At 71.3% G+C, this 21,019-nt stretch carries 20 protein-coding genes and 1 pseudogene; 10 read left to right on the top strand and 11 right to left on the bottom strand.

Annotation, left to right across the window (positions count from 1 at the left end; all coding sequences use genetic code 11):
- The first annotated feature begins 229 nt into the window (after positions 1-229).
- The 5 genes from G448_RS16535 (at position 230) to rplI (ending at position 4,759) form a co-directional block, all read left to right on the top strand.
- The gene (locus tag G448_RS16535) at positions 230-2,734 is read left to right on the top strand and encodes a transglycosylase domain-containing protein (RefSeq protein WP_051269034.1); all 2,505 of its coding nucleotides are present in this window, start codon (positions 230-232) and stop codon (positions 2,732-2,734) included.
- Between the two features lie 269 nt (positions 2,735-3,003).
- The gene (gene rpsF, locus G448_RS0112070) at positions 3,004-3,291 is read left to right on the top strand and encodes a 30S ribosomal protein S6 (protein ID WP_026408186.1); all 288 of its coding nucleotides are present in this window, start codon (positions 3,004-3,006) and stop codon (positions 3,289-3,291) included.
- 24 nt (positions 3,292-3,315) lie between these two features.
- On the top strand, positions 3,316-3,903 hold the full coding sequence (locus tag G448_RS0112065) for a single-stranded DNA-binding protein (protein WP_026408185.1): 588 nt from the start codon (positions 3,316-3,318) through the stop codon (positions 3,901-3,903).
- A gap of 149 nt (positions 3,904-4,052) precedes the next feature.
- Complete coding sequence (gene rpsR, locus G448_RS0112060) at positions 4,053-4,289, top strand: 30S ribosomal protein S18 (RefSeq protein WP_026408184.1); 237 nt, start codon at positions 4,053-4,055, stop codon at positions 4,287-4,289.
- A gap of 14 nt (positions 4,290-4,303) precedes the next feature.
- Positions 4,304-4,759, top strand: coding sequence for a 50S ribosomal protein L9 (gene rplI, locus G448_RS0112055; protein WP_026408183.1), 456 nt, complete (start codon positions 4,304-4,306; stop codon positions 4,757-4,759).
- A gap of 199 nt (positions 4,760-4,958) precedes the next feature.
- On the opposite strand, the gene G448_RS0112050 is transcribed toward rplI, so the two are convergent.
- The 5 genes from G448_RS0112050 to G448_RS16515 form a co-directional block, all read right to left on the bottom strand.
- A complete protein-coding gene (locus tag G448_RS0112050) occupies positions 4,959-5,366 on the bottom strand; it encodes a hypothetical protein (protein ID WP_026408182.1) in 408 nt (135 codons plus the stop codon).
- A gap of 164 nt (positions 5,367-5,530) precedes the next feature.
- Positions 5,531-6,406, bottom strand: coding sequence for a hypothetical protein (locus G448_RS0112045; RefSeq protein ID WP_026408181.1), 876 nt, complete (start codon positions 6,404-6,406; stop codon positions 5,531-5,533).
- Positions 6,403-6,756, bottom strand: coding sequence for a response regulator (locus G448_RS17165; protein ID WP_026408180.1), 354 nt, complete (start codon positions 6,754-6,756; stop codon positions 6,403-6,405). Before G448_RS17165 ends, G448_RS0112045 begins: the two co-directional genes overlap by 4 nt.
- 132 nt (positions 6,757-6,888) lie before the next feature.
- A complete protein-coding gene (locus G448_RS16520; protein WP_051269032.1) occupies positions 6,889-8,397 on the bottom strand; it encodes an MATE family efflux transporter in 1,509 nt (502 codons plus the stop codon).
- A gap of 242 nt (positions 8,398-8,639) precedes the next feature.
- Entirely contained in the window at positions 8,640-10,274 is a 1,635-nt protein-coding gene (locus tag G448_RS16515) for a glycoside hydrolase family 36 protein (protein ID WP_051269030.1), read from the bottom strand.
- Between the two features lie 463 nt (positions 10,275-10,737).
- Here G448_RS16515 and dnaB point away from each other — a divergent pair, with 463 nt between their 5' ends.
- Positions 10,738-12,207 carry a replicative DNA helicase gene (gene dnaB, locus G448_RS0112025; protein WP_026408179.1) on the top strand — a complete coding sequence of 490 codons (1,470 nt, stop codon included), beginning with the start codon at positions 10,738-10,740 and terminating at the stop codon, positions 12,205-12,207.
- A 210-nt stretch (positions 12,208-12,417) separates the two neighbouring features.
- Positions 12,418-12,498, top strand: a complete 81-nt coding sequence (locus G448_RS19290; protein WP_211228020.1) for a Fic family protein — start codon at positions 12,418-12,420, stop codon at positions 12,496-12,498.
- Between the two features lie 63 nt (positions 12,499-12,561).
- Here the strand turns inward: G448_RS19290 and G448_RS19285 are convergent.
- Together G448_RS19285 and G448_RS16505 are read right to left on the bottom strand one after the other, a co-directional pair.
- A pseudogene (locus tag G448_RS19285) lies at positions 12,562-12,882 on the bottom strand (DUF5655 domain-containing protein); the annotation flags it as partial.
- An 84-nt stretch (positions 12,883-12,966) separates the two neighbouring features.
- The gene (locus G448_RS16505; protein WP_245572320.1) at positions 12,967-14,526 is read right to left on the bottom strand and encodes an amino acid permease; all 1,560 of its coding nucleotides are present in this window, start codon (positions 14,524-14,526) and stop codon (positions 12,967-12,969) included.
- 175 nt (positions 14,527-14,701) lie between these two features.
- Between G448_RS16505 and ddaH the strand changes: the two genes are divergently transcribed.
- A complete protein-coding gene (gene ddaH / locus G448_RS0112010) occupies positions 14,702-15,526 on the top strand; it encodes a dimethylargininase (protein WP_051269028.1) in 825 nt (274 codons plus the stop codon).
- Positions 15,527-15,647: 121 nt separating this feature from the next.
- Here ddaH and G448_RS0112005 read toward each other — a convergent pair whose 3' ends face one another.
- From G448_RS0112005 to G448_RS16495, 4 genes are all read right to left on the bottom strand, one after another.
- Positions 15,648-16,412 (bottom strand): ABC transporter permease, encoded by a 765-nt coding sequence (locus G448_RS0112005; protein ID WP_245572319.1) that lies wholly within the window; start codon positions 16,410-16,412, stop codon positions 15,648-15,650.
- A complete protein-coding gene (locus G448_RS16500) occupies positions 16,409-17,335 on the bottom strand; it encodes an ATP-binding cassette domain-containing protein (RefSeq protein WP_051269026.1) in 927 nt (308 codons plus the stop codon). Before G448_RS16500 ends, G448_RS0112005 begins: the two co-directional genes overlap by 4 nt.
- Entirely contained in the window at positions 17,332-17,697 is a 366-nt protein-coding gene (locus G448_RS0111995; protein ID WP_026408176.1) for a PadR family transcriptional regulator, read from the bottom strand. Before G448_RS0111995 ends, G448_RS16500 begins: the two co-directional genes overlap by 4 nt.
- Before the next feature lie 322 nt (positions 17,698-18,019).
- Positions 18,020-18,217 (bottom strand): hypothetical protein, encoded by a 198-nt coding sequence (locus G448_RS16495; RefSeq protein WP_034495248.1) that lies wholly within the window; start codon positions 18,215-18,217, stop codon positions 18,020-18,022.
- A gap of 586 nt (positions 18,218-18,803) precedes the next feature.
- On the opposite strand from G448_RS16495, the gene G448_RS0111990 reads away from it, so the two are divergent.
- Together G448_RS0111990 and G448_RS16490 are read left to right on the top strand one after the other, a co-directional pair.
- A complete protein-coding gene (locus tag G448_RS0111990; RefSeq protein ID WP_026408175.1) occupies positions 18,804-20,279 on the top strand; it encodes a DUF3375 domain-containing protein in 1,476 nt (491 codons plus the stop codon).
- Entirely contained in the window at positions 20,276-21,019 is a 744-nt protein-coding gene (locus G448_RS16490) for a DUF4194 domain-containing protein (RefSeq protein ID WP_084436730.1), read from the top strand. Before G448_RS0111990 ends, G448_RS16490 begins: the two co-directional genes overlap by 4 nt.

Here is a 21,019-nt window from a genome sequence, read left to right as displayed (position 1 = left end):
CCCGGGTCTGACCGGAATCACGCTGTTCTGCGCGACGGCCGTTCGCCGAGGGCGCGGTCGGCCGTAGGGGCGGCGCTCGCCCGGAGGCCGGCGGTGCCGGCGTGGATCATGGCCGTCGTTCGGGTGTCTCGCAGGTTCCTCCTGCTGTTCATGGCCCGCCGAAGCCGCCATACTTGGCGACAGTCCGTGACGGCAACCTCGCCGTCGTCCGCACAGAAATGAGGACCGCGTGGCAGACTTCGCTAACAAGGGCAAGCGGCCGAGCGGCAAGAAGCTGGCTCAGGCCGCTGGTCGCTACCCCGGCCCGGGGGGCGCCCAACCGGCCATGGCCGTCGCCTCCGGCGGTGCCGTCCGCGGGGATGCCGGCGGGCGCCCCGCCGCGAAGGGCGGGGGCAGACGCCGGAACTGGATCAACTACCCGCGTGCGGGCAAGGGCCCGGTCCTCCGCTGGATCCCCGGCTGGCGCTTTTTCCTGGGCAGCTTCCTCCTGCTCATCATCGTCGCCGTGGGCGCCTTCGCCGTCGCCTACGCGATGGTCAAGGTTCCCGAGCCCAGCGAGTTCGCCCAGGCTCAGACGACCACCGTCTACTACGCCGACGGCACCACCAAGATGGGCGAGTTCGCCGACGTGGATCGCACCATCGTGGACACGAGCACCCTGCCCGACTACGTCGGCAACGCCGTCGTCGCCAGCGAGGACCGGACCTTCTACTCCAACAACGGTGTTGACCCCAAGGGGATTGCCCGCGCCTTCGTCAACAATATGCGCGGCGGGGATCGCCAGGGGGCGTCCACTCTCACCCAGCAGTACGTCAAGAACTACTACGTGGACACGACCTCCTCCTATTCCGGCAAGTTCAAGCAGGCCATTATGGCCATCAAGATCGACCGGGAGATGAACAAGAAGAAGATCCTGGGCTCCTACCTCAACACGGTCTACTTCGGCCGCGGCGCCTACGGCGTCGAGGCCGCCTCCCAGGCGTTCTTCGGGCATCCGGCCTCCGAGATGACCGTCTCCGAGGCGGCGCTGGTGGCCGGCATCCTGCCCGCGCCGAGCTCCTGGGACCCCGCCATCAGCCCCGACCAGGCCAAGGACAGGTGGCAGCGCGTGCTCGACTACATGCTCGAGGACGGCTACATCACCCAGGATCAGTACGACTCCGCGACGTACCCTCAGACCGTCGCCTCGGAGAACACTGAAACCTACGCGGGCCCCACCGGCTACCTCCTCCAGATGGTGCGCGCCGAGCTCCAGCAGGACGCCGAGTTCACCGATCAGCAGATCGACACCGGTGGTTTGAACGTCGTCACGACCATCAAGAAGGACGACCAGGACGCCGCCGTCGCCGCCGTCGACAATCTTCCCGAGGGGCACTCGGACAACCTGCGCACGGGACTGGTGTCCATCGATGCCACGAACGGAGGCGTCGTCGCTCTGTACGGCGGTCCGGACTACCTGACCAATCAGGTCAACTCCTCGACCCAGGCCGTCGCCCAGGCGGGGAGCACCTATAAGCCCTTCGCGCTCATCGCCGGCCTGGAGGGTGGGCTGACCCTGTCCAATGGCTACGAGGCCTATTCGCCGATGCAGGTGGAGGGGACCACCTTCAACAACTTTCAGAACGCGCAGTACTCCTGGATCAACCTGATCAGGGCCACGACGGACTCGGTCAACACCGCCTACGTCCAGCTCAACCGCGACGTCGGCCCCGATGCCACCAACGAGGTCGCGAAGCGGGCGGGCTATCCCGAGGAGACCGTCGGCATGGACGACTCCCTCCAGAACGTGCTCGGATCGGCGTCCCCGCACACCCTGGACATCGCCTCCGCCTACGCCACCTTCGCCTCCCAGGGGAGGAAGCGCGATACGCACATCGTCTCCTCGGTGACCAACAACGCCGGCTCGGTGTCCTACTCGCCCTCCACCGAGGGGGAGCAGGCCTTCTCCGAGGACGTCATGGCCGACGCCACCTATGCCATGCAGCAGGTGGTCAACGCCGGCTCGGGGAAGACCGCCCTCTCCCTGGGGCGCCCCGTGGCGGCCAAGACCGGTTCCTCCAGTGACAACAAGTCCGCCCAGTTCGTCGGCTACACCCCGCAGATCGCCACTGCGGTCACCCTCTACCAGACCGGCGACGACGGATCGGAGGAGTCGATCACGCCCTGGGGGGAGTACGACGAGATCACCGGATCCACCTATCCGGCCGACATCTTCACCGAGTACATGTCCACCGCTCTCAAGGATCTCCCGGTGGAGGACTTCCCGGATCGCACGAACGGCTCCTACCAGCGGGGCTCCCTCCATGGGACGGCGATGCCGGTCGAGGAGGACTACAGCACTCCCGAGCCGCGGCAGCAGGTCCCTCCGCCTGCCACGACTGTCCCGGAGCAGCCCACGACGGCGCCCGATCAGCAGGACCCGGGCCGGACCGAGCCCTCCAGCGCGCCCAGCGGACAGGGCGACCAGGGCGGTAACGGCGGCGGCAATGGCGGCGGCGATAACGGCAGCACCCCCGGCGGCGGTAACGGTGGCGGCAATGGCGGCGGCGGTAACGGTGGCGGCAATGGCGGCGGCGGCAACGGCGGCGGCGGCAACGGCGGCGGCAATGGCGGCGGCGGTAACGGTGGCGGCAATGGCGGCGGCGGTAACGGTGGCGGCGGTAACGGTGGCGGCAATGGCGGCGGCGGTGGCGGCGGTGTCGTCCCCGGCGGTCAGCAGCAGCTGCCGCGATGATGAGACGACGCGAAGGCCGTGATGACGTGAGAGAGCGGCCGGGCGGACCTCGCGGCGGCCTCTCCGCGCGGCGACTCCTGCGAGCCCCGGCCGTGGCGCACCGCACGCCGCGCCCTCGGCCCCCCGCCTTCCGGGCGGCGCGCCGTCTCCGGTAGTGTGCTGAGCCAGCCCGGCCGTCGGGCATCCGACCGACGGCTCGGCAGCACGCATCACCCTCCTGTCACGGAAAGACCGTGACCGCTTGAGTCCAGAGGAGGTGGGTACGAAGTATGCGTCATTACGAGATCATGATCATTCTCGAGCCCGAGACGGATGAGCGCACCGTCGCCCCGTCGCTCGAGAAACTGCTGCAGGTCGTCCCCAGCAGCGGGGGCGCGGTCGATAAGATCGATATCTGGGGCAAGCGTCGTCTCGCCTACGACATCAAGAAGAAGTCCGAGGGCTTCTACGTCGTCGTCGACATGACCACCACGCCCGAGATCGCCCAGGAGCTCGAACGGCAGCTCGGCCTCAACGAGTCCGTCCTGCGCACCAAGCTTCTGCGCCCCGACGCCTGAGTCCGACCGGGAACGGAGAGAAGCATGGCCGGCGAGACCACCATCACCGTCATTGGAAACCTCACCGCGGATCCCGAGCTGCGGTACACCAGCAGCGGCATTCCCGTCTGCTCGTTCAGAGTGGCCTCGACCCCGCGCGTCCGCAACCGTCAGACGGGCGAGTGGTCCGACGGCGACCCGCTCTTCCTGGGGTGCGAGGTGTGGCGCGATGCGGCCGAGAACGCGGGGGAGTCCCTCAAGAAGGGCATGCGCGTCATCGTGCAGGGCAACCTGGCCCAGCGCTCCTACCAGACCCAGGCCGGCGAGCAGCGCACCGTCTACGAGCTCAAGAACTGCGAGGTCGGGCCGTCGCTGTTCCGCGCCCGCGCCCAGGTCACGCGCAATGAGCGCGGCGGCGGTTACGGCGGAGGTCAGCAGGGCGGCTACCAGGGCGGCGCCGGCTACCAGGGCGGTGGTGCCGGCGGCTACGGCAATGGCGGCGGGCAGGGGGGCTACGCCGGCGGTGCCGGCGGCGGTCAGCAGCCCACGTACAATGCTCCGGCCGGCGGCGCCCCGGACGACCCGTGGGCCACGGGCGGGACGACCAGCTTCGGCGACGAGCCCCCGTTCTGATCCGCCGGGATTTCACCGGAATCCACGTCAGGGGCGAGACGGGGGCCATGAGGCTCCCGATCCCCGATCGCGCGGCGCGCCATCCGGGCGCCGCGCACGACATCAATCTCGTATGAGCGCCCCAGGCGCTCGAAGCAAGGAGTACCACTATGGCGAAGCCCCAGCTTCGTAAGCCGAAGAAGAAGGTCAGCCCCGTCAAGACCATCAAGGTCGGCGCTATCGACTACAAGGACACCGCCACCCTGCGGAAGTTCATCTCCGACCGCGGCAAGATCCGCGCCCGGCGCGTCACCGGCGTCTCCGTCCAGGACCAGCGCAAGATCGCCAAGGCCGTCAAGAACGCCCGTGAGATGGCGCTGCTGCCCTACTCGAGCTCGGCTCGCTGACGGGAGGAGGAACGATGACTACCAGGATCATTCTCACGCACGACGTGGCCCACCTCGGTGAGGCCGGTGACGTCGTCGAGGTCAAGGACGGCTACGCCCGCAACTACCTCGTTCCTCGCAAGCTCGCGACGCCGTGGACCAAGGGCGCCCAGCGTCAGATCGACCAGATGGCCGAGGCTCGTCGCAAGCGCGCCATCGCCTCCCTCGACCAGGCTCAGGCCGCCCGCGCCTGGCTGGTCGAGAACGTCATCACGGTCGTCGCCGCCGCCGGCGCCAACGGCCGCCTCTTCGGCGCCATCACCACCGCCGAGCTCGTCGAGACCGTCAAGAGCGCCGGTGGCCCCGCGCTGGACCGCCGTAAGATCGAGGTCGTCCCCCCGATCAAGTCGACCGGTCGCCACACCGCCTCCGTGCGCCTGCACGCCGATGTCGTGGCCCCGCTTGAGGTCAACGTCGTCGCCGATCGCTGATCGGAGTCGCCAGAGCCGCCGATGCGGGCGCGGCGGCGTCATGCCGTCGTGCCCCCTCCGTCCGCGGTCGAGCCCTGCCATGCCCTGCTGCGTCCTCTCAGCGCGGTCGTGTCTCGGGCTCCGCGGCCGTCGCGTGAGGCGACGGCCGCGGCCGACGGCGCTGCCGCGCGCCGTCGGGTGCGCCCCGCGCAGCTCGGGTTCAGGGCGGGGTGATGGGCTCGCCGTCGGGACCGAGAAGGCAGGTGTCCTCCTGGGTGACGATGGACATCAGGTTCGGTCGCTGCCGGCGGGGGAGCAGCCGAATCACTGCGCACCCCTCGGGAGCGCCGTCGAGCGCTTGGACGGCGCGGCTGACGGCGCGGCGCCGAACGTGCTCGGACATTTCCTCGGCACCGCCCCGGTCGTCCAGGAGGATGACCTCCAGGCCGCGGGTGCGGGTCCTCCGCGCGGCCCTCACGACGGCGGTGCCGGTGAAGAATCGCGCCCGGCGGTCGTCGCGCAGCTCGGCCTCGAGCATCCGCGCCGCGGTGCGCGTGACGGTCCCGCGACGCGGCGGGGGCGCGGCGTGCGCCAGCGAGTTCCGCACCGCCTCCGCCGTGGCGTCCACGACAGCTCGCGCGACATCGCGGGGTATGAGCAGGTCCCGTTCGATCGAGCCCGATGCGACGACGTCGTCCCCGATCCCCCGGAGCCGCGTCGTCAGAGTGCCGAGCAGCTCCGAGGCGGGGCATGCTGGTGCCCGCTGCGGTCCCGGGACCCCGCTCAGAGACGTCAGCGCCTCGTGGGCGCTCCGGCGCAGCCGGGGCGAGCCGTCGGCGCGGTGGGGACCGACTTCAGGACGGGCAGGACGTGGTCGTGGATGAAGTCGTCGCCCGCCCGCCGCGCTCTCGAACGGGACTCGTCGGTCCGGAGCCGGATGACGAGGTCCCGCCGTCGGGCGTCGGCCTCGTCCAGGATGCTGGTCTGGTGCAGCAACCAGGTGAGCACCCCCATGTTGCCCAGGTCGGAGGTCAGATAGATCAGAACCTCCTCGACCGGGATGCGTGACGAATACCCGGCATCGACGGGGTACGTTCCCGCGAGGGGGATGGCGAGCGCCGTCACGTGGGCGAACCGGACGCGATCCGGGAGAACGGCGGTGGCCGCCACCGCGATGGTGAGGAAGTAGTTGGTCAGCGGATTGGGCAGAGGGGCGACGTCGGAGGACTCGACGGGAGGGAGGAGCGGGAACCGGGCGGCCAGGAGCACCAGGATCGCATAGCCGACGACGAGGGCGAGGAGGCTCGTTCGCCATACCCGGTCCGCCGTCCCGGAGACCGCGGACCGCGCGCAGGGCGGTGGTGCCGTTCCGCGGGCGTTGTCCGGCCCCGATCGCCGTGGCGGGTCGACCGTTCCAATCGCCGCCGCGCATCCGGCGACCAGCGGCGGGAGCAGGAGGAAGAGCAGCATCGCCCAGAGCTCCGGCCGATCGGCCGTGCGGACCGCGGCTCGGACGGTCGGCGTGATGAAGACCCCCGCCACGAGCGCCGTCACCGCCGTCACCAGTGCGATGAGCCTGTGCAGCCGCAGGGAGTGGGGCCCGGGCGCGGGCGACGTCGGCGCCGGATCGGCCGGAACGCCCTCCGGGCGAGCCTCGACGTCGGTCATTCGTAGTAGCTGATCAGACCGTCGCGAGCGGCTTCCTTGAACAGGGCGATGCGCGAGCCGTCGTCCAGGCGGCCGGCCGCGCGGATGAGATCGGGCGCCTCCCCGGAGGTGTAGACGACGACGGGAACGGGGCGGTCCGTCAGATCGCGTATGACCTGTGCGGGGCGCGTGCCGTCGTTGAGGCGGAGGTCGAGGATCACGAGGGTGCGGCCCTCGGGCCACTGGACCTCGCTCAGGCTCCTGGACCAGCTGACTCTCCAGGGGAGTCCGGCCCTGGCGAACTCGCTCTGACAGCCCTCCGCGATGAGCCGGTGGTCGTCGATGACGACGATGGAGCACGTCGCATCCATGCTGATGGGACAAGGATTCCAAGAAACTGACTCTCCTATCGTCCCAGGACGATACTCTGCAATTCTCCTGCATCGCCTCGAAGACCGACTAGAGTCATCGCAGGCCATCGCGATCCCATCCCGATTGCGTGCTCATCCCCGCCAGGTGTCACCGCGGGCGCGCAGCCCCGTCGTCAGAGCCCGCGCTCCCATGAACACCCATGCGAACGCGCCCCACAGCCACACGAGGCCCTCCGCGCCCTCGGAGGGCCACCCCTGCGCCACGGCCACCGCGAGAGGCAGGTAGGGGACCAGCGTGACCAGCCCGGCGCCTGCCAGGTACCGGCCGTCGCCCGCGCCCATGAGGACGCCGTCGAAGAGGTAGACGGCGCCGGCCAGCGGCATCGCCGAGGCGGCCACGACCAGAGCCGGCGTCGCGGTCGCCACCACTTCGGTCTGCGAGCTGAACATGCGCGGCAGCCATGGGCTCGCCGTCGCCAGAACGATGCCGATGACGGCGCCCACCGCGACGCCCCACATCAGGCAACGGCGCAGCACCGCGTTCAGGGCGGGCCGTGCGTCGTCGCGGCGAGCGCCGACGCCCCCGTCGGGCCCCGCGCCGTCGGCCTGGTGGCGGATGATGGCGCCCCCGGCCGAGTCGGCGCCGCCCGCCGCGTCGTCGGAGCGATCGGGTGCGCCGACGACGTCGTCCGCCGCCCGGCTCGCGTCCGCCCGGCCCAGGGCGTTGCCGACCAGCGCCTGTGCCGCGATGGCCAGCGCATCCAGTGCGAAGGCGGCGAAGGTCCACAGCGAGGCGACGACCTGATGGGCCGCGAGCGCCACCTCTCCAATCGCCGTCGCCGACCACACGGTGGTCAGGATCGCCGCCCGCAGCGACAGGGTGCGCACCAGCAGTGGTGCTCCTGCGCCCAGGGAGGTCCGCAGGCCGCGGCACCGCGGGCGCAGCCCGACACCGGCCCCGCGGGCGGCCCGTACCACGGGGGTCATGAGCACCGCCGCCATGGTGCTCTGAGTGATGGCGGTCCCCAGCCCGGATCCGGCGATCCCCATGCCGATGCCGTACAGGAGCACGGCGTTGAGACCCGCATTGAGGACCGCCCCGACGCCGGCCACGACGAAGGGGGTGCGGGTGTCCAGCAGGCCCCGCAGCGTTCCGGTGGCGGCGTAGACGATGAGCATCCCGGGGATCCCGGGGGCCGAGGCCCGCAGGTAGGCGCGTGCCGCCGCGGCGACCTCGCCGCTCGCGCCCATGGCCGCGACCACCTGCGGCGCTCCCGCCGCCAGCGCCGCGGCCGCCCCGAGACCGAGGAGCGCCGCCAGCCAGGCGCCGTCGATGCCTGCGCGCAGGCCGCCGCGCCGGTCGCCGGCGCCGAAGAGACGGGCCGTGGTCGCCGTCGTGGCGTAGGCGAGGAAGACGAACAGGCCCACGATCGTCGTCAGCACCGTCGAGGCGAGCGACAGGCCCGCCAGGCTCGTGGCGCCGAGGTGGCCGACCATGGCGGAGTCGATGAGGACGAATAGGGGCTCGGCGACCAGGGCGCCGAGAGCGGGCACGGCCAGGGACAGGATCTGCCGGTTGAGACCGGGATCGTCCGCATGGGCGACTGGACGACCGGAGAGCGGGGCGGCGGAACGGGTCACGGCTTTCTGAGGTCCTCCTCGGGCTGCGGTCGGGCCAGTCTCTCACGCCGGTCCGCCGGCGCGGACCGGCGGGCCGCGGGCCAACGGGCTCACGGGCGGCGCACTGAAGCGGCGTGCTGGCGCGGGCGGGCCGCCGGGCTGCTCTTGTTCCCGGCGTCCGGGTCGATAAACGCCGGGACGCCGCGTCCTCCACTAAACGCCGGGACGCCGCGTCCTCCACTCGCCTCGACGCGCGCCCGCCGCTACTTGGCCAGGAGGCGGTCGCTGATCCGTCCGCGCGGGCTGATCCACGGCCCGAAGTCCACCCTCCTGCCGTCCACGCGGAAGACGCTGCGGCCGAGCTGCTCGGCCTCGGGGCGCCGGCCGTCGAACTCGGCGCACAGGGACGCCACGATCGACGCCTCCTCCGCGGTGAGCCAGGAGGCCGGATCCGAGCAGCCGAGCACCCCCATGACGCGCGCCAGGTCCTGGGTGACGGCGTTGGCCTCCGGACTCAGCAGGGATCCTCGGGTGCGCGCGTAGGCGACATCCGGGTCGGCGTCCACCAGGGTGCGCAACCAGGCCCGGGCGATCGAGTTGCGCAGCGCGTTGCGGACCCCGCAGCCCGAGGGATCCCGGTGCCGCTCCGCGTTGTCCCAGTAGGGGGCGGTGTCCGGACCGACCCGGATCCCGTCGACGACCCCGAGCGAGGGAGCCGGTATCCCGCCGGACGCCATGAGGTAGGCCTCCGGCGCGGCGCGCCTGGCCGCGAGCAGACCGGCGCGATAGGCCTCCTCCCGGGAGGCCCCGCCGTGCCGGCGCCCGACGACGGCGGCCGCGTTGAGGAAGTCGAGCTTGAGGTACCCGAATCCCCAGGACACGGCGCGCGACACCTGCTCGTGTATCCAGTCCAGTGCCTCGGGACTGGTGCAGTCCAGGGCCCGGTAGCACTGTCCCCAGTTGAATCCGGCCTCGACGAGGCCGCCCTCGTCGTCGTGGATGAAGAGCTCGGGGCGATCGCGCACGACCGGCGATCCGTCCACGGCGATGAGGGGGGCGAGCCACAGGCCGGGCACGAGGCCGGCGGCGCGGATCTCCTCGGCGACGGCGGCCATCCCCTCGGGGAAGTCGTCGTTCGCCTCCCAGTGGCCGACGGCCCGCTCCCATCCGTCGTCGATCTGGAGAACCGAGTAGCCGCACCGGGCGGCGGCCGGGATCTCCTCGCGGATGATCGCGGAGGTGATCTCCTCGTACCAGGAGTACCAGGACGACCACACCGGCCCGACGCCCTCCGCGGGGGCCGGGCGGCGGCCGCCCACCGACTCCCCGAGGGCGGCGGCCCAGGCGCGCATGACCTCGGTCTCGGGGCCCGCGCCCACCCACCAGGCGGTGCTGGGGACCAGGTGCGTCGGGGCCTTCGGCGCGGTCACGGCGTCGAGGTGACGGGCGCGAATCACTCGGCCGTCGACGTCGAGGACGCCCGTGCTCCCCCCGAGGGTCCCGACGAGCAGGATGTCGGGGTCCTCGGGGGCGCCGCCGTCGCCGGGGTCGAGTCCCGGGCCGTCGCCGGGGCGATCGCCGGGGCCGCCGTCGAGGACGACGGCGGTGAGCAGGTAGGAGCGGTGCGCGGCGGCCGTGTCCGTGGCCGTGTCCTCGGCGGTCGCGGTGCGGGACGGCCTGTCCCATACGCGCCAGGGGTCGCGGTCGATGCGCCACCACGCGGTCGGCGCCCAGGAGCTCCAGCCGTGCCGGTAGTACTCGGCGCGCCCGCCGGCTCCATGGGCCACGGTGAGGGCGGGGCAGGTCAGTCGCAGGCCGGCGGATCCGATTCGCCATCGCTCTCCCGCCGGCCCGGTGAGCGTCCATCGGCCGGCGTCGTCGATCAGCTCGAGCTCCATTCGTGGTCCTCCTGCGGGGCCTCGGCGCTCACTCGGCCAGGATCCTGTTGATCATGTCGATGGGGCCGGGCGGCGCAGTCGCGGGGTCGACGCTACCGCGCTCGACTCCGGGCGGCCCTCTCGCCACTCACAGACCTCAGGGTGAGGTAGAGGTTCATCCACAGGTTTACCCACTTGTCCACAGATTCCTCCGGGACGCCCAGGTTTTGTGCTGTGAATCGTGATCGCGTGTGAAGAGTCGCGCCGTTGCAGCGTTTTCTCGATGTCCCTGGAGCGCGCTCTCCGCGGACTGGTACGTCTGTGCACAAGCGGAGCGGCGCGTCGTCCACAATCGCGGAGGAGTTGTCCACAGGGAGACGCGGATTGTCCACATGTGGCAAGTGGATACCCGCTTGCGAGCGGTTGGGCGGCCCGCTAGGGTCGCGCGGGCACCCGGCCACGGGTGCACGGCAGGGAGGCGCGCATGACCGACATCGACCCCGGCTTCGACGCCGGCCGGGCGGAGGGCCCCGGCGGCGGTGGGGCCGGCGCTACCGATGGCGGCCCGGTGCGCTACGACGGCGCCTTCGATCGCGTCCCGCCCCAGGACCTCGAGGCTGAGATGGCCACGCTCGGCGGGATGCTCCTGAGCAAGGAGGCCATAGCAGACGTCATCGAGGTGCTGCGCGGCACCGAGTTCTACAAGCCGGCCCACGAATCGATCTACGACGCCATCGTCGAGGTCTACAACCGCTCCGAGCCGGCCGACCCGCTCATCGTGGCCGACGAGCTGGCCAAGCGCGGCGAGATCGACCGCGTCGGCGGCGCCCCCTACCTCGCCTCCCTCATGGCGACCGTGCCCACGGCGGCCAACGCCGCCTACTACGCGCGCATCGTGCGCGAGAAGGCCCTCATGCGGGGGCTCGTCCAGGCGGGTACGCGCATCACCCAGCTCGGCTACTCCACCGACGCGGGCGATATCGCCGAGCTCGTCACGCTCGCCGAGGCCGAGGTCTACTCCGTGGCGCACACCGAGGGGGAGAAGGAGGACTACGTCCCCGTCGGCGAGCTGCTCAACGAGGCCAACCTCGAGATCGAGGCCGGGCAGGCGCGTGAGAACGGCCAGATGACGGGCGTGCCCACGGGCTTCGTCGAGCTCGACGAGCTGACCGGCGGCCTGCACCCCGGGCAGATGATCATCGTCGCCGCGCGTCCCGCCATGGGCAAGTCGACCCTCGCCGTCGACTTCTGCCGCTCGGCCTCCATGCACTCCCGCCGCGCGGACGGCTCCTTCATCCCCAGCTGCTACTTCTCCCTCGAGATGGGCCGCATGGAGCTCATGATGCGCATCCTGGCCGCCGAGTCCGGGGTGGACATGAACAAGCTGCGCGGCGGGCGGCAGATGAGCGAGCGCGACTGGGAGGACGTGGCGCGCGCCTACAACCCGGTCAGCGAGGCGCCGCTGTTCATCGACGACTCCCCGAACCTCACCATGCCGGAGATCCGCTCCAAGGCGCTGCGCCTCAGGCAGCACAGCGACCTGGGGCTCATGGTCATCGACTACCTGCAGCTGATGACCTCGGGCAAGCGCGTGGAGTCCCGTCAGCAGGAGGTCTCCGAGTTCTCCCGGTCGCTCAAGCTGTTGGCCAAGGAGCTGGAGATCCCGGTCGTCGCCGTCGCTCAGCTCAACCGCGGCCCCGAGCAGCGCACCGGCAACAAGCCGCAGATGTCCGACCTGCGCGAGTCCGGCTCCCTGGAGCAGGACGCCGACATCATCATGCTGCTGCACCGCCCCGAGTACTACAACCAGGACGAGCGGGCCGGTGAGGCCGACATCATCGTGGCCAAGCACCGCAACGGCCAGACCCGGACGATCCCCGTCGCCTTCCAGGGGCATCTGTCGCGCTTCGCCAATATGGCGCGCGACGTCAGCGTCGAGCCGTCCTACGAATGAGCGAGCGATTGGGCGGCTCACCGGGGACCGGGAGGAGCGGACCCGCTATATCCACGAGACCCGCACCATCACGGGGGAGAATGTCGCGGTCGACGACGTGGTGGAGGCGGTCGACGGCTTCGAGCTGTTCGACGAGATGATCGACCGCCTCGGTGAGCCGATCACCGCTGAGATGATGAAGGACTATCACCGGATCCTCAAACAGACGATATTGCCGACTTCCACCACCGGTTCGAGAGCATCCACCCGTTCCAGGACGGCAACGGCGGAGTGGGGCGGAATTGCGGCTGACAGGTCCTGAGGGTGCTGTCCCGGCACCGGCGAGACGAACTCATCGAGCGGCGACTCGTATCCGGCGCGGATGAGGTCTCTGAGCCACTCGCTCTCCGCGGTTTCCAAGGTCTTGGCTACCACGTGGTGGTTCCATCTGTTCGCACTGACCTGGCTGACACGATGGAATCTCGGGTTCTCCAGGGGGTGGTCGAGCCTCACGTTCAGGAACAGGATGCCGTCGGCCGTCCTCTCATAGGCCCACGCCCACAGGAACTTCCGGTTGACGGAGAAGCTCACCTGGGCCGTGAGGTGCTTCGTGGCAGCGCCAAGAGACGTGACATAGGACTCGATCGCGGTGTACATGGCGACCGTTGCGGGTTTGCCACTGAAGTCGCCGGTCATCTTGTTCGAGGTGGTTGGCATGGAGTACTCCTCGGCTACGGCTCGGAGAGCCTCTCGCGGTGCGCGGGGCTCGCAGGCCCCGGCTCAGCGGACGTCGTCGGCGGACAGGTCGATCTCGCCGGGCGGGACCGGGCGCGAGCCGCGCACCAGCCTGTATCCGAGCCACAGCGCCACCGCGATCGGCAGGCCGATGTAGGCCACGAGCAGGCCGTACCAGGTGAAGCCCGAGATGGCCAGGGCGACGCCCTGCCCGATGATCACCCCCACGAAGACGATGAGCGCGAACCACGTCCCCACCGGGAAGAGCCTGGCCCGGTAGGGCAGCTCCCCCTCATCGCGCCCCTGGGCCTTCCACGCGGCCCGGAACCGCAGGTGGGCCAGGCACACGCCCGTCCACACGATGAGGCCGGTCAGGCCGGTCGCGTTGTAGAACCAGGTGTAGGCCACCGAGTCCCCCACGAGGGAGGACAGGAAGCCGAGCATGGAGATGGTGACCGTGGCCAGCACCCCCCACACGGGCACGCCGTGGGAGGAGGTCCGGGCGAAGAGCCGCGGGGCGCGCCCGACCCCGGCCATCGAGTACAGCAGGCGGGAGCCGACGTAGAGCGTGGAGTTCCCGGCGGAGAGCACGGAGGTCAGCACGACGGCGTTCATGAAGGCGGCGGCGATGGCCAGACCGGCCCGCTCGAAGACGATCGTGAAGGGACTGGCCGCGATGTTCTCCTCCGAGGCGCTCAGGAGGCTGGGGTCGGTGTAGACCACGAGGGTGGCGACGACGATGATCGCCCCGATGTAGAAGAGCATGATCCGCACGAACACCGAGTTGATGGCGCGCGGCATCGTCCTGCGGGGGTTCTCCGCCTCACCGGCGGCCACCGCCGCGGACTCCACGCCGACGAAGGAGAACCCGGCGACCATGAGCACCGAGAACGTGCCCGACCATCCGCCGACGAAGGGGGCCTCGCCGGTCGTCCAGTTCGACAGGCCCACCTCGTGGCCTCCGATGATGCCCGCGATCATCGCCACGCCCAGGATGAGGAAGACGATGATGGTGATGACCTTGATCCCCGCGAACCAGAACTCGGACTCCCCGAAGGCGCGGGCGGAGAAGAGGTTGAGGGCGAGGATCGTCCCGAGGAACAGGACGCTCCACAGCAGGGAGGGGGAGTCGGGGAACCAGTACTTCATGATGATGGAGGAGGCGACCAGCTCGACGGCGATGGTCATCGCGCACGAGTACCAGTACATCCACCCCACGGTGAAGCCCAGTGCCGGCTCGACGTACTCGCCGGTGTACGTCTCGAAGGCGCCCGCCACGGGACGGTGGGTGACCATCTCGCCCAGCGCCGTCATCATGAAGTAGATCGCGATGCCGATGACCCCGTAGGACACGACGGCGCCGCCGGGCCCGGCGGCCGAGATCGAGGCGCCCGTGCCCACGAACAGCCCCGTGCCGATCGCCCCGCCGATGGCGATGAGATTGATGTGCCGCGCCTTGAGGTTGCGCTGGAGGCCGCCGCCGTCGGCGTCGTCGGGGCCGGCGGATCCGCCGGCATCCGCGCCGGGGGGAGCCTGCGCCTCGGCCGGCGCCCCGGTGAGTGTCACCGTGCGGGAATCATGATCGCCGTCGGAGTGTCCGTCCATGTGTGCCCTGTTCGTCGTGCCGGTCGGGGGTGCCCCGCTGGGGAGCGCCGATCGGGTGCGGGTGGCCCGCACCGACTGGGGCCCCACTATAACGTCGCGTATAACGTCGGGGTGAAGCATTAGGGTAGGCGCATTCGAATCAGTCGAGCCCCATCCCAGGAATCGGAGCCGCCGTATGAAGACCGCAGAGGCCGCAAGGAGCACGAGGACCCCAGAGATCGCCGAGGAGGTCGCCAAGGCGCTCGTCCGCAGGCCCGGCCCCCGGCTCGCGGAGGGGCTGGTGACCCACATCGAGCGCAGCACGATCGACCTGGACCTCGCCCGCCGTCAGTGGCAGGGCTACGTCGATGCCCTTCACTCCCAGGGCTGGGAGACGATCGAGGTGGACCCCGCGCCCGACTGCCCCGACTCGGTCTTCATCGAGGACGCCGTCGTCGTCTACGGGCGCACCGCCGTCGTCACGCGCCCCGGCGCCGATGAGCGCAAGCCCGAGACCGAGGCGGCCGAGCGGGCCGTGACGGCGCTCGGCTACGACGTCAAGCGCATCGAGGCGCCCGGCACGCTCGACGGCGGCGACGTGCTGAAGTACGGCGGAAGAGTCTGGGTGGGGCAGGGCGGCCGGACCAACGAGGAGGGATTGCGCCAGCTGCGCGAGCACCTGGCCCCCGAGGGCGCCGAGACGATCGGCGTGCCCCTGACCAAGGTGCTCCACCTCAAGTCCGCCGTGACCGCCCTGCCGGACGGCACCGTCATCGGCTACGAGCCGCTGGTGGACGACCCGTCGGTGTGGGACTCCTTCCTCGCGGTGCCCGAGGAGAGCGGGGCGCACGTCGTCCTCCTGGGCGGCGATCGGCTTCTCATGGCCGCCGACGCCCCGCGCTCGGCCGAGCTGTTCCGGTCGCGCGGCTACGAGGTCACCGAGGTCGATATCTCCGAGTACGAGAAGCTCGAGGGCTGCGTGACCTGCCTGTCGGTGCGGCTGCGCGGTTGCCCGGCCTGAGTCGCGAGGGGAGGGCGCCGGCGCCCTCCCCTCGCGACTGGCTCCCGCCGGCCGCCCCTGCTGGCGGCGACGGAGGCGCCGCGCCGCTCCCGGCCGCGCACCCGGAGGGCGCCGTTGGGCGTCAGCGCGGTTCGGGCACGCGGCGCACCCGTAGGCGCCATGCGCCGAGCAGCCAGGTCAGTGCCGTCAGCCCGAGGATGAAACCGGCCCCATGGGTCAGCCCCTGCCGCAGATGATCGCCGGTCCCCGTTCTCAGATTCTCGACGACGTAGCTGGACAGCTCGCGCGTCGACCACAGGGGCAATGCCCGCGTCCAGTCCTCGGCCGGGTCCACGAGGAGCTGGAGCGCCATGACGGCCAGGAGCAGGAGCGCGCCCTCCAGATCCCTTGGGAGGACGGCGGCGACCACCGACCCGAGGGGAGCCGCCACCGTCACGGTCGTGAGCAGCATGGGCGCCACGGCGCCGGGGCGGGCCAGGTCGTCACCGATGGTGAGGTGGACGAGGACGGCGTACAGCGCGGCGATCGTCCAGCCGAGGACGGTGACCGCGGCGAGTCTGCCCAGGACGAGCGCCGTCGGCGATGCCCCGCTCGCGGCGAGCCGGCGGTCCACCGAGTGCGAGGAGACCGTCGTGAACAGGCCGAGGGTCGCGGCCGCCCAGCCCAGGCCGATCGACAGCAGGCGCAGAGCCGCCCAGTGCGTGTCGATCTGCGCCAGGTAGAAGGTGAGCGGCAGAAGGAGGGCGAGGGCGATCGCTCCGCGCCGTCGGAAGAGCTCGCGCAGGGTGACCAGGGCGACCAGCCCCGCGGTGCGCAACGGGGGCCGGCGGTGGCGCGGGGCGGCGGGAGCGCCGCCGACCGGCGGCGTCGTGGTGACGGCGTTCATGCGGCGCCCTCCTCGATCGAGGACTCGGGGGCGGGCAGCTCGACGACGCGGTCGACGAAGTCGATGTCCCGCAGCAGGTGGGTGACGAGGAGGACTCCGGCCCCGGAGTCCCGCCAGGCCGCGATGAGCGTCCACAGGTCCTCGTAGGCCAGGGCGTCCAGGCCCTGATAGGGCTCGTCGAGGAGGAGCAGATCGGGGGAGGCGAGCTGGGCCAGGGCGAGGTTGAGCTTCTGCCGCGTTCCCCCGGACAGCGCCCCCGCCACCCGGTTTCCATCGGGGCTCCAGCCCAGGCGCTGGAGGATCCGATGGCCCGTGGGCACCGAGCGCTCCCGGCCCGCGCCCTCGAGCATCCCGAACAGGCGCAGGTGCTCATCGACGGTGAGCAGCGGGGCGAGGGCGTCGAGCTGGGGCGCGTAGCCGAACCGGGCCGTGCGCTCAACGGTGCCGGAACCGGCTCCCAGCAGTCCGGCGCAGACCTGGAGAAGAGTGGACTTGCCCGCCCCGTTGGCGCCGACGACGGCGACCACCTCGCCCCGTCGCACTGTGAGATCGAGGTCGGTGAGGACGGCGCGGCGGCCGCGGCGGGCGCTCACGCCGCGCAGGCGCAGGACGATCGGGCCGTACGCCGGTGTCGGGGCCCGACGGGCGGCGCCGTCCTCCTTCAGGGCCGAGGCGAGCTCGCGGGCGTACAGGACGGCGGGGCCGAACAGGTCCGCCGGGGCGGTGCCGTCGGAGGCGGCCTCGGCACGGGTGCCGGCGACGGTGCGATCGACCTCCTGGCGGTCCAGGCCCCGGGCGCTCAGCTCGGCGGCGAGGCTGCGGTACCAGGCGGTCTCGGTCAGGCCCGATCTGGTCGGTCCGGTATCGGACTGGCTGTATTCGGAGTGGCGCGGGGCGCGGGGCTCGGGGGCGACGGGACTCATGAGTGCGCCTCGGCTGTCGTCCGCGCTTCCGGCGCCGTCGCGCCCTCCAGGACGGTGGAGAAGGCGGTGCGGAAGGCGCGCCACTCCGCTCGACGGACTGAGAGCTCGGCGTGTCCCGCGTCGGTGAGCTCGTAGTACCTGCGGGCCGGGCCGGAGGCGGAGGGACGGGTGGAGGAGGTCACGAGGCCGCGGCGCTCCAGACGGGTCAGGGCGGGGTAGAGGCTGCCGCCGGGAACCTCTTCCAGGCCGGCTCCGCTCAGGCGGTGGGCCAGTGATAGACCGTAATCGGCGCCGTTCTCAAGTAGGGCGAGGAGGCAGGGTTCGAGGAGGCCGCGCAGGAGGCGGGCGGTGGTATCGGTCATGTTGGCAGATTACCTAGTTACTAGGCAATCTGCCAAGTGGAGGGCCGCTGCTCCTTGGCTCCGACGCGGGAGCTCCGTGCGGTCGTACCCGGCGTCGCGTGGTCGTACCTTAGGCCCTCCCTAAGGTACGACCTGGCGCAGGAGGGTACGACCGCACGGAGTTGCGTACGACCGCGGGCTGCGACGTACGACCGCGCGGAGTCGGGCGACGGCGAACACGGTTTCAGCCGAGAGACCTCTCGGTGCACGGCTCACATGAGCCCCGGCCGCATCTCAGGGCTTGGAGAGCCGGCATGTCTCCGGGATCCTGCGGAGTGCCGAGTCAGGGCGCCGCTAGTCGCCGCGGGTCGTGAGGCTGCGGTCGTCGGGTGAGGGGGCGGCGCTCGGGCCGATCCACGATGATGCCCGCTGGTGACGGCGGGGCAGCCAGGGCCCGTCGCTCCTCGAAGGTCTCCACGTACAGGATGGGGAAGCGCGCCTTCGCCAGAATGGATAGGGAGTTCGTGAACGAGGAGGCCATTCGCGGGACCTTTCTGAAGACCTTTCGGATGAGGACGGGCGGTTGGTCTCCAGCCGCGTCCCCGGCCTTGATACCAGCCCCGATCAACGCGGGTGAAGGGGGAGGGCGCCCCGCACGCTGACGAAGGTGGACGCCGTCTGGATGAACTCGGCGTGGGCGGCGGCGGGCGCCCCGCACGCCGCCGAAGGCGGAGACAACCCGTCATGAGGGCCTCGACGCGCCTGAGGGCGCCCCGCTCGCCGACGGAGGCGGAGGCCGATCGAGGGCGAGCCGCGACCGGGATGAGAGTCGTGAGAATAGTGAGATCGGTCGCAGACGGACGAGGCGGCCGAGGCGACTGGCGCGGCCGGGTCCGAAGCCCCGGTGCGGCGGCGTCGCCGCCTCGACCCGGGCCACGGACGACCGGACGGCGCCGGGGCCCCGGTGCGGCGGCGTGGCCCCGACGTGGTGCCGCGAGCGGGAGCGAGGTGACGGGTCGTCGTGCAAGACTCTCCCCTATGCCGGTGGTAGTCGCTACGCTCGTACCGGTCCGGTGGACGAATGACGTTCCCGGGCCGGTCGGATGCAGGCACGAGGGAGGTGAGCGATGGGAACCCACGGCGTTGTCGCGGACGCGCTCAGGCTCACGCGATTAGCGCGGGAGGATCCGGGACTGGCTCTCCTGCGCGCCGATCTGGGCCCGATGGCCGCTGCGATCCTCGCCGAGCATCTGGGAGGGCAGGTGCGCCGCCTGCCGGTCGCCGAGCTCCACGAGCTGGTCGATGAGGATCTGGTGGCCCTGCGTCAGGCGGGCATGGAGGCGTCGCGCACGGCTCGGGCGTACTGCGACCAGTGGAGGAGGGCCGGTGTGCTCGTGCGCTCCACGGCCTCCGACGGCGGGGCGGAGACCTATGAGCTGTCCGCCCCCGCCGAGGCCGCTATCCGCTTCCTGGTCCGCATCGAGCACCCCCGCGCCGTCGTCACCCGGTCGCGCCTGGCGACCATCTCCGCGCAGGCTGGCCGCCTCGCCCGCGACTCCGACCCCAGCGCCTCGGGGCGCCTGAGTGCTCTGCGCGCCGAGCGCGACGCCCTCGACGCGGAGATCGCGCGCGCCGAGGCCGGCGACTTCATCCCACTCGATGGTCCGGAGGCCGCCGAGCGCCTGGCCGAGATCATCGCCCTGGCCGAGCAGGTCCCCGGGGACTTCGCCCGGGTCCGCGACGAGATCGCGGTGCTCAACCGCTCCCTGCGCGAGCGCGTCGTCTCCTTGGACTCCTCGCGCGGCGAGGTTCTCGACGACGTCTTCCGCGGGGTGGACCGCATCGAGGGCTCGGAGGTCGGCCGCTCCTTCCTCGGCTTCCACGAGCTGCTCACGAGCCCCGAGTTCTCGGCCCGTCTCGACGAGGACCTGGAGACCGTCCTCGGCCGCGACTTCGCCACCCGGTTGACGGACACCGATCTGCGCTTCCTGCGTCGCTGGCGCTCCGCCCTCGCCCAGGAGTCGACCTCGGTGCGCAGCACCGTGGCCGACCTGTCCCGCTCCCTCAGCCGCTTCGTGAGATCGCGCGCCTTCGAGGGGCACCGCCGCCTGGGCGCCGAGCTCGCCGAGGCCCAGCGCCTCGCCGCCCGCCTGGCGGCTCACACGGCGCCGCAGACGCAGCTGGACCTCGACCTCGCCCTCACCGGCGTCCACATGGCCTCCATCGGCTCCTGGCGCATGCGCAACCCCGCCGACGCGGTCGTCACCGAGGAGATCCGCAGTCACAAGGCCGCCGAGCTCGACCTGGAGGAGGTGCGCCGCGTTGTGCGCGCCAGCGAGATCGATCTGACCGAGCTCATCGACGCCGTCGGGGATGTACTGGCCCGACGAGGGGCCGCCACCGTCGGTGAGGTCCTGGCCGAGCACCCCGCCACCCAGGGGCTGGCCAGTGTCGTGGGCCTGCTTCTCCTGGCCCGTCGCCACGGCCAGGAGGTCCCCGGGGACGAGACCGTCGCCTGGACGACCTCCAGCGGGACCGAGCGCTCGGCCCGTGTCCCCAGATTCCTGTTCACCGACCGCACCGAGAAGTCAGGAGATGCATGAGCTCCCATGCCGCACCGGTTCAGGACGGACCGGCTCGAACCGCGGGCGCGAACCCCGGCGCGCTGTGGGACGGCGATCCGGGCTCGCTGCCCCGGGACACCCGGCGCACCCTCGTGCGCCTCCTCCAGGGTCCCTACCTCACCGCCGAGCTCCACCCCGACCTGTGGAACGCCCTGCTGACGGACGAGGCCGCCATACGCCGCAGGCTGGGCGACCTCTTCCTCGAGCTCGTCGTGGATCGTGAGGCCGGCCTGGCCTTCACCCGCAACGCCCAGGACCCCACCGGCGCCTCCCCCTCCGTCATGCGCACCATGCCGCTGACCCTCGTCGACACGGTCCTCCTGCTCCATCTGCGCACCCTGCTGCTGCGCACGACGACGCCGGGCGAGCGGGTCTTCATCGACCGCGGCGAGCTCGATGACCACCTCGCCGTCTACCGCCCGCACGCCTCCACGGACCATGCCGGCTTCCTGCGCCGCGTGAACTCCTCGGTCGACAAGCTCAGACGGGCCTCCCTCCTGCGCGAGACCGAGGTGCCCGATCGCTACGAGGTCTCCCCGGTCCTCGCCCTGGTCTTCTCCGCCGACGAGGTCGCCGCCGTCTCGGCCGAGTACCGCCGTCTGCTCGGCGGGAGCGGTGAGGCCGACGCGGCCGGGCTCCTCGACGACGGCGCGGCGCGGACGGCCTCACCGGAGCCGGCCGGTGGCCCGGTGGATGACGACGCACTGAAGAAGCACTGA

Origin of the sequence: Actinomyces gerencseriae DSM 6844 (assembly GCF_000429265.1) — a bacterium.
Taxonomy (GTDB): domain Bacteria; phylum Actinomycetota; class Actinomycetes; order Actinomycetales; family Actinomycetaceae; genus Actinomyces; species Actinomyces gerencseriae.
Note: the sequence above shows the minus strand (reverse complement) of the source record. Positions and strands in the feature narration are given on the sequence as shown.

Bases quoted from the DNA above. Each gene is read 5' to 3' on its own strand.
- G448_RS16505 (WP_245572320.1), bottom strand. From the start codon at position 14,526: ATGGACGGACACTCCGACGGCGATCATGATTCCCGCACGGTGACACTC.
- G448_RS16495 (WP_034495248.1), bottom strand. From the start codon at position 18,217: ATGGCCTCCTCGTTCACGAACTCCCTATCCATTCTGGCGAAGGCGCGC.
- G448_RS16515 (WP_051269030.1), bottom strand. From the start codon at position 10,274: ATGGAGCTCGAGCTGATCGACGACGCCGGCCGATGGACGCTCACCGGG.
- rplI (WP_026408183.1), top strand. From the start codon at position 4,304: ATGACTACCAGGATCATTCTCACGCACGACGTGGCCCACCTCGGTGAG.
- rpsR (WP_026408184.1), top strand. From the start codon at position 4,053: ATGGCGAAGCCCCAGCTTCGTAAGCCGAAGAAGAAGGTCAGCCCCGTC.
- G448_RS16500 (WP_051269026.1), bottom strand. From the start codon at position 17,335: ATGAGTCCCGTCGCCCCCGAGCCCCGCGCCCCGCGCCACTCCGAATAC.
- G448_RS17165 (WP_026408180.1), bottom strand. From the start codon at position 6,756: ATGGATGCGACGTGCTCCATCGTCGTCATCGACGACCACCGGCTCATC.
- G448_RS0112045 (WP_026408181.1), bottom strand. From the start codon at position 6,406: ATGACCGACGTCGAGGCTCGCCCGGAGGGCGTTCCGGCCGATCCGGCG.
- dnaB (WP_026408179.1), top strand. From the start codon at position 10,738: ATGACCGACATCGACCCCGGCTTCGACGCCGGCCGGGCGGAGGGCCCC.
- G448_RS0111990 (WP_026408175.1), top strand. From the start codon at position 18,804: ATGGGAACCCACGGCGTTGTCGCGGACGCGCTCAGGCTCACGCGATTA.
- ddaH (WP_051269028.1), top strand. From the start codon at position 14,702: ATGAAGACCGCAGAGGCCGCAAGGAGCACGAGGACCCCAGAGATCGCC.
- G448_RS0111995 (WP_026408176.1), bottom strand. From the start codon at position 17,697: ATGACCGATACCACCGCCCGCCTCCTGCGCGGCCTCCTCGAACCCTGC.
- G448_RS16490 (WP_084436730.1), top strand. From the start codon at position 20,276: ATGAGCTCCCATGCCGCACCGGTTCAGGACGGACCGGCTCGAACCGCG.
- G448_RS0112065 (WP_026408185.1), top strand. From the start codon at position 3,316: ATGGCCGGCGAGACCACCATCACCGTCATTGGAAACCTCACCGCGGAT.
- G448_RS0112005 (WP_245572319.1), bottom strand. From the start codon at position 16,412: ATGAACGCCGTCACCACGACGCCGCCGGTCGGCGGCGCTCCCGCCGCC.
- rpsF (WP_026408186.1), top strand. From the start codon at position 3,004: ATGCGTCATTACGAGATCATGATCATTCTCGAGCCCGAGACGGATGAG.